We start from the raw sequence: 10,098 nt of genomic DNA on the forward strand, positions 1-10,098 counted from the left end.
TCTGCCTTGCCGAGCCATACTTTATGACGGGGCTCGCGGGCGATAAACTCGATCTGGTGCTAACTCCCGAGGGTATGAGACACCGCCTATTTTGGCTAAGCTTTATCAAAAACGCTATGCCAAAGCAGCTTGAGGACAGAATGCTCTGCACGCTCGGAAAGCCGCGTGCGCCGAGAGGTATCGGCGGGATCGAGATGTACGATACGTGCGTAAACGCCGAGGAGTCGATGATCTACGCGCAGTTTAACGAAAGCGACGTGGATATCAAAATTTACAACGCAAATTTAGCCACTCTGCTCGCGCAGGACGAGGGCAAGGCTTATAACCTTAGCTTTATCCTGCTTGACAATATGATCGGCGAAACGGCGATCATAAATACCTTAGGCGAGCTTGAGGTGCTGGCCCAGCCGAAGGAAAACGGCGTGCCGCTAAGCGAATTCGCCGATCTGGTCGATGAGAAATTCGGTGAAAAAGCCGCGCGCGAACCGCTAAAGAATTTTTTCAGCTATGAGATGGAGCCGCGCGGAAGCGAGGTGCGTGAGGACGTGATCGTAGGCACCACCTGCCTGACCAACATTGTAAATCAGTACCTAAACGGCGAGCGCGACATCTACAATGAAGCTTTCGAGCTTGGCATCAAATTTTGCTTTCTTAGCATAGGTAACGGCGGCGACGTGCAGGCGGGCTTTGATCTGCGAAATAAAATCGAGGACGAGGAGCTAGAGAGCTGCAGCTCGTTTTTGGAGATAATCGGCGGCGCAACCGGGCAGAGGCGCGCATACATCGATTTCATCTGCTATGACGAGGAAAAGCTGAAAGACAAGGTAAGCGAGCTTTGCAAAAAATATGGCACGAATATACAAATCCACGACTTTAAGCGGTAAATTTAACCGCGGGCGTCAAATTTATTTTGGATTTGCGCGCCCACGCTATTTTAATTTTGGCGCTAAATTTTACTTTTTAATGTTGGTTGTGGCGGACTACTCGGCCCGTTTCTGTCCGCTCAAGGCAACATTTAGCAAGATCCTAGCACGTATGGCTCTAGCCCGACACAATAGCTGTATTTTTAAATTTACAGCAGCAAGGCTTATTTGCCCGCTCGTCTCAACGCAATTTTTTTAGATACTGGCACGCGCTAAATTCCCCGAGCTTGCAGCCCCTGTCGTAAAGTTCTTTGGCGGCGTTTTTATTCTTTTCTACGCCCATACCCTTTTCGTAGGCAAAGCCCAAATTTGCACAGGCTAGCGCGCTCGCGCCCGAACAAGCGTTAGTAAAGAGCACAACGGCTCTTTCGTAGTCTTTTTTCACACCATCGCCCTTAAAATAGCAAACCCCAAGATCGGCGCAAGAGTCCACGTGTCCGCGCTCACAAGAGGCCGCATACATCTGCGCCGCCTTTGCTGCGTCCTTTTGCACGCCGCCACCTAGCGCGTAGCTTAGGGCGAGATTGTAGCACGCCGTTTCCTCGCCTAGCTTGCAGGCTTTGGCAAACAACTCGTTCGTTTTTTTGCCGTCAGGATAGACGCCAAGACCTTTGCCGTAGCTATACGCTAGGCTCGCGCACCCCTCGCCTACGCCTTTTTCGCAAGCTTTAGCAAAAAGCTCGTTTGCCTTTTTGTGATCTTGCGCCGCACCCTGCCCGTTTTGATAAAGTAGGCCTAGATACACGCAGGCTTTGTCAGCGCCCAGCCCGCAAGCCCTGTCATAGTATCGCACGGCTTTTGTAAACACATTATCAAACTCGTAAAAATACCCAAGTCCCGCGCAATACATCGCGTTTTTCTCGCCGCCTTCATCGCAGGCAAGCTCGAGGTTTTTAATCGCGAGCGAGAGCCTTTTGCAAATTTCGTCGTTTCCCTTCTTGCACTCCTTGCTAAGATCGGCTAGCTCGCCGCCAAAAGCCAGTACCGCAAAAAACACAACCAAAATAAAACGTCTCATAAGCTCAAATTTCCTTTCAAATTTTATAAATTTACCGCCGTAAAGCGCCGAAGCCAAAATGCATGAAGTATAAATTTAAAAAGATTAAAATTCAAATTTGGCTAAAATCGCTATCAAAAAGGAGCTTAAAATGATTTTTGAAGACGAGCTGATTTTCGTCGAGCACGAAACGAGCGAAATCCCGTGGGTAAAAATTTTTACAAAAACGCCGTTTAAGGAGCTCACAGACTGCGACGAAGCGACGCAAAAAAGAGTTTTTGAAGCAGTTTTGACGGCCGAAAAAGTAATGAGAAAATTTTATAATCCAACCAAAATAAACATCGCAAGCTTTGCAAACTACATGCCGCGCGTACATTTTCACGTGATGGCGAGATTTGAGAGCGATAGCTTTTTCCCGGAGTCCATGTGGGGCAAAAAGCAGCGCGAGGGCGAGCTAAATTTACCTGATTTTGCCGAGTTTTCTCAAATTTTGGCGCTCGAGCTAGGCAAAACACGTGAATAAAAAAATACTTCTAACGCTCGCGATCATCGTAGTAGCAGGCGTTTTGGCGGTTTATAAAGCGCGCTGGGACGAGCAGACGCAGACGGAAAATATCAAAAAATTTCTCGACTTTCAAACGCAAATTTTAAATAAAAACATAGAAGAGGAAAAACTCTCCGCGATGACGGTTGCAACGCTGCTAGCGCAAAACGAGCACGTGAAAAAATGTATGAGCCAAAATAACCGCCGGATGTGCCTAGAGACGCTTGGCGAATTTACAAAAACGCTAAGCAAGGTGCCGATTTACGAAAATGCCAAATTTCACATCCACACGCCCGAAATGAGGAGCTTTGCTAGGAGCTGGATACCGCTATATAACGATGATCTAACGAGCTTTCGCCACCTACTAGCCGAGGCTAAAAACGGCGTAGCCGCAGGCATCGAAGTCGGTCGCGCCGGAGTTTTCATTAGGTCTGTCGCGCCGATATTTGAGGATAAAAAGATGCTGGGCAGTATCGAAGTGCTGCTTGATTTTAAGCATTTGAGCGACTTTTTCGCACAGCAAGGGCTAGGCCTTTTCGTGCTACTCGACGCTAGCGCCGACTCGCCGTATCAAAACGGCAGCGACGAGGGCATCATCGACGGCTTTCACTTTATAAATAAGAGCTACGCAAATTTAAACGTCTTGCCGATGTTAAAAGATATCAAATTTAAAAGCGGCGGATTTTATCAGACGAATTCGCACGCCTTTACCGTCCAGCCGATGAACGACGCAAAGGGCGAGCGAGTGGGATATTTCGTGATTTATTTTAACTCCGACTCAAAAGAGCGAAATTTAGCAAAGCTGGGCGTTTGGTTCGACTAATCAAGCAAGCTTTTTGAGTACGGCGAAAATTTGTAGGTAAAGACGCTGCCTTTGCCTAGTTCGCTTTTAACGCCATACTCCACGCCGTTTTTCACGCAGATACTTTGCACGATGTTTAGCCCCAAGCCAAAGCCGCCCTGCACGCCCTCGTCTCTGACGTAGCGTTTCCAAATTTTACTCGTATCTTTTATGCCTTCACCCTCGTCCTCGACTATAAGCACGATTTTGCCGCTTTTTTCAAAAAGGCGTAAATTGATTACCGCTCCCTCGCGGCTGTATTTTACGGCGTTGCTTAGGTTGTTATCGATCAGTCTGCCAGCCTCTATCTTGCTCATGAAAATTTTCAAATTCGGCTCGACGAAGTCGTAAATTTTGATATTTTTCGCCATCGCGATACCGCGCATATACCGCGCTCGCTCGAGGCAAAATTCGCTCAAATTTAAAATCTCTGGCGGAAATAAAATATACCCGCGCTTGATGTAGTACTCGGTGTCCTCGTAGGTAACTTGCATCTGTTTTAGAGCCGAGCGCATGCGGGTGACGTATTTGTTATCAAGACCCAGCATCTCGAGGTTTATGCCGATGACTCCCAGCGGCGTTTTTAGCTCGTGCATCGCGTCGTTAAAAAAGTTATTCATATATTTTTTAGCGTCTTTATACGGCTTTATGCCGCTAACAAACGACAAATAAAGCGCGAAAAATACGACCACGAGCGCAAACGCAAGCGTTAGAGCCGTGACGAATAAAATCCTAGCCGCGTTTTGTTTTTTGGCTAGCACGAGATAATAAAACTCGCCGTCCGCGCGAAAATAGGTCTTGTAAAAAAGATGGCCGTTTTCTTGCCTGGTGATAAATTTTAAATCGCTCGGGCGCGCGTCCAAATTTGAGACGATCTGCTTTTCTTTGAGATCAAAAACGCCGTATTTATAGGTGAGCGAAATAGGCAAAGTCTCGTTTTTATCGAGCGCTTTACGGATTTTGCCCTCGTATTCTAGCAACTCGAACATATTTTTTGAGTATTCGTCTTTGGAGCTTAAATTTATGATCTCGTAGCTTTGAAATATAAACAAAGTCATGATGATAAAAGTGGCTAAAATAGGGATTTTAAGATTTTGAAACATCTATCTTATAGCCTAGTCCGCGCGATGATTTTATAAACTCTGGAGTCGTTTTTTGACGGATTTTTAGTATATGCATGCGCACGTCGGCAGGGTCGATCTCCTTGTCGTTCCACACCTCGGCGCGTAGCCGCTCGATGCCAACAAAACTGTTTTTATGAAACAGCAAGCACTCGATGATAGCAAATTCTCTCGTACTTAGCTCGACGGGCTCTCCTTTAAATTTGAGCCGTTTTTTAGCGGTATCGAGGCTAAAGTTTTCGTCGATCGCGATTAAGTTTTTATCGTCTCTGCCGTGATATTTTCGCATTAACTCGTTTACTCTAAATTTTAGCTCGGCTAGCTCAAAGGGCTTTTTTAGATACTCGTTACAGCCCAGCTCGTATCCGACCGCCATATCGTCTATATCTACGAGCGAGGTCATTATCATTATGGGCGCCTCATAGCCGATATCTTTGGCATATTTTATAACTTCGTGCCCGCTGATGTGCGGAACCTTGATATCAAGGATTAGCAGGTGATAAAAGCCCGCCGCTATCTTATCGCAGGCGACCTTGCCGTCAGCGGCCTCATCCACCTCGTAGCCTAGGCTCTCTAGATATTCGCTAACGCTCTCACGATATACGAAGTCGTCTTCAAGCAGTAAAATTTTCATAAATTCTCCGAATTTTATCGCAATATTTTAAGGGAGATGATAGCTAAAAATGATTTTGGATCGTCTGAATTTGTATGATTCACCATACGAAACACCCCGAGCTTATCCAAAGCTGGTTTCTCAAATAAAAGTTTAATATCTCGGCTTGTTTCGGTTAAAATGTTTCCGTGAAGTTCCACGTGTCTGAATTAGAGGTTTAACCTTGCTTTTAAGATTTAAGGGCTTCACGGGCTTAATATAATTCGTTTAAAAATCTTAGTGTTAAAACACTGAATACAAGAAAGAATTAAAAAGCCAAAACATTTTAAAATTTAAGGGGTATCAGATGAAAAAGAGTTATTTTATCGGTGCTGACGTAAGCAAAGAAAAAATAGATTTTTGTTTTTTAACTTCGGTTGAAAACGTAAAACCTAAATTTGCATCTCTCCCAAACGATACGACTACAATCAAAGCTTATTTTCAATCATTTATCAAAGATGATATTTTTATTGTTTTTGAGCACACAAATAACTATCACGTGCCGCTACAATCTGCGCTTAGCGATTTGCAAATCAAGCACAGCGCGCTAAACCCTGCTAAAATTTCACACTTTTTAAAGCATTTGACCTTTCAAAAATCAGATATAACAGACGCTTACGGTTTGGCTTTATACTGCCGTATATTCAAAGCCGATTTAAATCCTAGCGTTTATAACCGTGAATATAGTTTAATCAAAAGCTATAATTCTACGATATTGCTTCTATCCAAAATCCAAACTCAATTAAAGAATTTTAAAAAATCTCAAGACTTCGTAACCGATACGGAATTATCCGAAATTATAAAATCTCTTACCGGTCAAGTTCAAAAAACGCAAGAAAAATTAAAGCTTATAGCCTTTGAAATCTTAAAATCTTTTGTTCCAAACTGCGAGGAAATCATAAAAAATAATAAAGGCTTCGGCATTGATTTAGCCTTAAATTTGTTTCCTCAACTTCATTTTAACCGCGCGAAATCGGAAAAGCAATTTATATCATTTTTAGGTTTGTCCCCGCGTATATACGAAAGCGGTTCAAGCGTGCATAAATCTCCAAAGATAAATAAACGCGGTAGTTCTGCGATAAGGCGCATATTGTTCCTTAATGCGTTTTCTTGCGTCCGGTTCAATGAGAAATTTAAAAAGAGATACGATCATTTAATCAGTAAAGGCAAGAGTAAAAAGGTCGCGCTAGTTGCCGTAATGTGTGCTATTGTGCGTTATTTAAAATCTCTATTCCCATTAAGCGAGAGTTACCTAAATGAAAATTTATATAACGCTCACACAAGCTAAATTTTTATTAAGTGCTTATAACTTGCTAGCCAGCAAGTATAAAAAAATATCCCGTAAGGATATTATAAAAGATAGCGGCATAGATGAAAGCAGGGTCTCTAGGATAATACAAGACCGCTATTTGTTGGAAAATCAAATTAACGAAATAAATCAAATTTCACAGAAAGGATCAAATTAAAATGTTACGGCTTGAAGTAAGGTCGCCGCACTCTAAACCGTTTCACGGCGATAAGTTTGCAGAAGTGATGTCAATCGACTACGACAAACGCGAATTAACCTTTGTTTGCGGGTATAACAAAAATACCCCTATTCTCTACATTCAGCAGAGTTTTAACGATACTGAATTTAGACTACACGAAACTAAATCACTAATTGAAAGGAATTAAACACAATGGCAAAGACTACAGCACCACTATACACACCCGAGCAAGAGCAGCACGCTAAAGAAATTTACCGTGCGCTTAATCAGTCAAAAGACCTATTTGAGCAGAAAATAAGGGTTAAGAAGCTTAAACAAGTAGAGGGCAAGGTAAAGAAAAATAAAGACGGTCAAGAGATCGTTAATGAGTTTGGCGAGCCGGAGCGATGGGACGATACCTATATGCTTACTTATGTAGCGATGAATAGCGGCGGCGAGCATACAACCCGCATAACGCAAGCGCAGTTTCACGAGCTAAACGAGGACGAGGTCTATATCGCTAACGGTAAGATCGAGTTTAGGTTATATGCTGACGCGTATAACACTACACCCGTTATCGTGTTCGACCGCTTTACCCCTGCCGTTGATCTCTTTGTCACGGCAATGCTAAAACTAGAGGGCGCGAAAGCTTTATTTTTAGGGCGTTTGGCTTAGCCTGCGCCCCGCCTCTCAGGTGGTGTAGGCGTGACAAAGCTAAACAAAGCCCCAAAATAAAATAAAGGATTTTATAAAATGACTTACTCTCAAATATTCAAGGACTCTGATTTACCTTATCTCTTAAAATTTGTGTATTTTGCAAATTTCGCAGGCCATTTTATAAAATCCGTTCGCGATACGTTCGGCGTGGAAGTCGATATAAGCACAAATAAGCATTTTTTTATTTTTACCGTTTCTTTGTATTGCGACGATATGGATTATTTATTAAGTATCGCGCATATAAACATTTATGATTTAAAATTGATGTTTCTGGCTGATAGTTTTTTGATAGATGACGGTAACGCGTCCAAATTTAATAAATTGTTCCTTGAAATATTTAACAGCGAGGCGAAATAATGCAAGTAATATCAGAGCCTAAAATCGTTCATCAAGGTATCGATACGCTAGTTTTTGGTATAAATTGCACTGATGAGGCGGTATTTCTTACAAAATTTAAGCGATTTGTATCAATAGTAAAGACTGCTAAAGAGGCGGCGCAGGCTGTTTATACGTTTTGCGAAAAGTTTTATAAAACTGATTTAGGCTTAACCTACGGCGATTTTTTTGTGAGTAGTAAGGGCTTAGGCGGTTCTTATTTTGGCTTTGTAAAAAATGATGACGTGTTTTTTTCGGTTTCTGATACGGATTTTGAGGCAAACAGTCTATATCATATAAAATTACAGTTCCGATCAATATATCTATTAAAATACGGTTTTATCGTTTGTATCGAGCAAGTGAAAAAGTTTTTAAATGATATTTTTGACGGTAAATTTGAAATTAAAATTTTACGTCTTGACGTTTGTTCGGATGTAGCGGGAATAAAATATACTCCCGTAGATTTTTTCAATTTTAGATCGCTTAAAAAGATTAGCCATTTCTCACAAGCTACTATCAAAGAAACTGGCGACGATAGCGTTTTAGTAAGTGAGGATGATACGGATTTATCAAAGATAAATTTAGCCGATATTAACGTTAATAATTTTATGCGTTTTAACCGTTTTGAGGGTATGAGCTTCGGAAAAAATCCTGATATGTTCCGCGTGTATGACAAAATTAAACAAATTGAGCAAAAAAATATCTCAACTCTTATTTTTACTAAATGGGAATTAAACGGATTTAATTTTGATCGTGATAAATATGTTTTTAGGCACGAGGCGGAGTTTGGGCGTTTGCGTATTCGTAAGTTAATGCCGATTGACGTTAAGGATGAAGTTGATTATTTGATAAATAATGTCGGTAGGTTTTGGGCTACGGGATTAAATATTTGTAAATGGTATGATTTAAGAGATAAAGAGCGGGAGAAGTTGTCTAGTTCAAGTATTCAAATTGTTAGTATTCGTAAAATTTACCAACGTTGTGATCAAGATGAAACCCGCTTAAAATTTTGGGATTTTCTTGCTGATTGGGATGAAAACCGTTTCACTAAACTATCAAAGCACGATTTTATAAAATCAAAGGACTTAAAGCAAGCTAAAAAGGCTTTAAAGGCTTTTGTATCTGCCGTTTATACAAATCTAGGTTACGATTTTAATAACTTTCTCGTTGTGCTTGATGAAGTCAAAAAAGATTTAGACAAGCAGGGGTTAAATTTACACGAATACGGTTTATCTAAACTAGCAGGTAATTTTAATAAAAATGAAAAAACGATAAAAGATTGCGGGCTTTGTGTCGATAATCCGCTTACTAGCTCAATGTATTATGGCTTAGATGAGTTTATTATCGCTTTAAAAGAAATACGTAGCGAGGAGTATAAAAAGCCTATTAAAGACGCTTTGAAAATATTACAAGCGCAAAGATTTGAGGATTAAAAAAGATGAATATTTTAGAGCAAATTTTAGATAGGTATTTGAAAAGTAATAACAAGTTTTGTATTGATTTAGCGCATTATCAAATTAAGCGCGAATATTTTGAGCAAAAGGCAAAAATTATCTATCAGACGCAAAATTTAAGAGCTACGCCTAAAAATTGGCTTGGTTCGCAAATATTCAAGGAGTATAAAGAGGATTGTAAAAATTTAGATTTAAAGGCTTTTTGTAAAGCTCGGGATTTTGAATTAAGGCGCGGCAGGGTTTATCTCTTTGCCGTAAAACAGCAGAGTTTAAATTTATTTGACTAAAAGGAGATTAAAAGATGTCAAAAAGTGTTAAAGAGGTAATCGCTAAAACTAGCGAGGCGGCTAATAATATACTTGGGGCTTTATCGCCCGTTTTAAGCGTATTTTTTCCCAAAGCCAAAGCAGGTGCAGTTCTTGCAGGATCAGTTCTTGAAAAATTATCCGAAATCGACGATAACAAGGCGCAAAGTGAGGTTTTGGGTCTTACGGCTACGGCTGAAGCTTTAGACAACTATCTTATTCAGCTTGAGCAAGGTAAGACACCAAATAAAGACGAAGTGATTAAGCTGTTAGAGCAGGCGTCGGCAAATATTCGCGCTATTGATGTTGCGTGGGATAAAGTTTATAAAATAATTTCATAAGGACGGTTTATTGTGAGTGTTGATATTTCTCAATTTAGTTTAAACGGTGATTGTGGTACGTTTTTTGATGGTGAAAGTGTTATTTGCACTATAGATAAAAGGGAATATACTGTTGCTTTTAGTTTTATGGCGCAAATTTCTAAAAGTGATTTTGGGATATTTTATTGTGTTATTGTCCCTGTTGATCCTGCTGTTCCGCCTGTTAATAGTGGGCATAGTGGTGCTTTGAGCCGTTCGCCTCTTTATATTTTGCCTTCTGTTTATGTTATGGCTAAACCTGTTGCTAGTGGTAATGGCGGTGGTGGTGGTGTTGGTGGCGGTGGTGGCAGTGGTGAAAATGGCGATGATCCTCGACCTATTGG

12 protein-coding genes are annotated in these 10,098 nt (G+C 41.1%); 9 read left to right on the top strand and 3 right to left on the bottom strand.

What is annotated here, in order from left to right:
• Nucleotides 1-884 (top strand): hypothetical protein (locus H740_RS03085; protein WP_002951232.1); only part of this gene is annotated, 884 nt, incomplete at its 5' end.
• Nucleotides 885-1,104: 220 nt separating this feature from the next.
• Here the strand turns inward: H740_RS03085 and H740_RS03095 are convergent.
• Nucleotides 1,105-1,941, bottom strand: coding sequence for a tetratricopeptide repeat protein (locus H740_RS03095; RefSeq protein ID WP_231679302.1), 837 nt, complete (start codon nt 1,939-1,941; stop codon nt 1,105-1,107).
• A 130-nt stretch (nt 1,942-2,071) separates the two neighbouring features.
• Between H740_RS03095 and H740_RS03100 the strand changes: the two genes are divergently transcribed.
• Together H740_RS03100 and H740_RS03105 are read left to right on the top strand one after the other, a co-directional pair.
• Entirely contained in the window at nt 2,072-2,443 is a 372-nt protein-coding gene (locus H740_RS03100) for an HIT family protein (protein WP_004322455.1), read from the top strand.
• The gene (locus H740_RS03105; protein ID WP_004322456.1) at nt 2,436-3,287 is read left to right on the top strand and encodes a cache domain-containing protein; all 852 of its coding nucleotides are present in this window, start codon (nt 2,436-2,438) and stop codon (nt 3,285-3,287) included. The genes H740_RS03100 and H740_RS03105 overlap by 8 nt, the downstream gene beginning before the upstream one ends.
• Here H740_RS03105 and H740_RS03110 read toward each other — a convergent pair.
• Together H740_RS03110 and H740_RS03115 are read right to left on the bottom strand one after the other, a co-directional pair.
• A complete protein-coding gene (locus H740_RS03110; RefSeq protein WP_004322457.1) occupies nt 3,284-4,408 on the bottom strand; it encodes a sensor histidine kinase in 1,125 nt (374 codons plus the stop codon). The genes H740_RS03105 and H740_RS03110 overlap by 4 nt on opposite strands.
• On the bottom strand, nt 4,392-5,060 hold the full coding sequence (locus H740_RS03115; protein ID WP_004322459.1) for a response regulator transcription factor: 669 nt from the start codon (nt 5,058-5,060) through the stop codon (nt 4,392-4,394). The genes H740_RS03110 and H740_RS03115 overlap by 17 nt, the downstream gene beginning before the upstream one ends.
• Nucleotides 5,061-5,385: 325 nt before the next feature.
• Between H740_RS03115 and H740_RS03120 the strand changes: the two genes are divergently transcribed.
• The 6 genes from H740_RS03120 to H740_RS03155 form a co-directional block, all read left to right on the top strand.
• On the top strand, nt 5,386-6,366 hold the full coding sequence (locus H740_RS03120; protein ID WP_004322462.1) for an IS110 family transposase: 981 nt from the start codon (nt 5,386-5,388) through the stop codon (nt 6,364-6,366).
• Between the two features lie 391 nt (nt 6,367-6,757).
• Entirely contained in the window at nt 6,758-7,219 is a 462-nt protein-coding gene (locus H740_RS03130; RefSeq protein ID WP_004322467.1) for a hypothetical protein, read from the top strand.
• Nucleotides 7,220-7,617: 398 nt separating this feature from the next.
• Complete coding sequence (locus H740_RS03140) at nt 7,618-9,069, top strand: hypothetical protein (RefSeq protein ID WP_004322472.1); 1,452 nt, start codon at nt 7,618-7,620, stop codon at nt 9,067-9,069.
• Nucleotides 9,070-9,074: 5 nt separating this feature from the next.
• Nucleotides 9,075-9,377, top strand: a complete 303-nt coding sequence (locus H740_RS03145; RefSeq protein WP_004322473.1) for a hypothetical protein — start codon at nt 9,075-9,077, stop codon at nt 9,375-9,377.
• 14 nt (nt 9,378-9,391) lie between these two features.
• Nucleotides 9,392-9,736, top strand: coding sequence for a hypothetical protein (locus tag H740_RS03150; protein WP_004322475.1), 345 nt, complete (start codon nt 9,392-9,394; stop codon nt 9,734-9,736).
• A 12-nt stretch (nt 9,737-9,748) separates the two neighbouring features.
• Nucleotides 9,749-10,098: hypothetical protein (locus tag H740_RS03155; RefSeq protein WP_004322476.1), on the top strand; the 350-nt coding region annotated here is incomplete at its 3' end.

Origin of the sequence: Campylobacter showae CC57C, assembly GCF_000344295.2 — a bacterium.
GTDB classification, from domain to species: domain Bacteria; phylum Campylobacterota; class Campylobacteria; order Campylobacterales; family Campylobacteraceae; genus Campylobacter_A; species Campylobacter_A showae_B.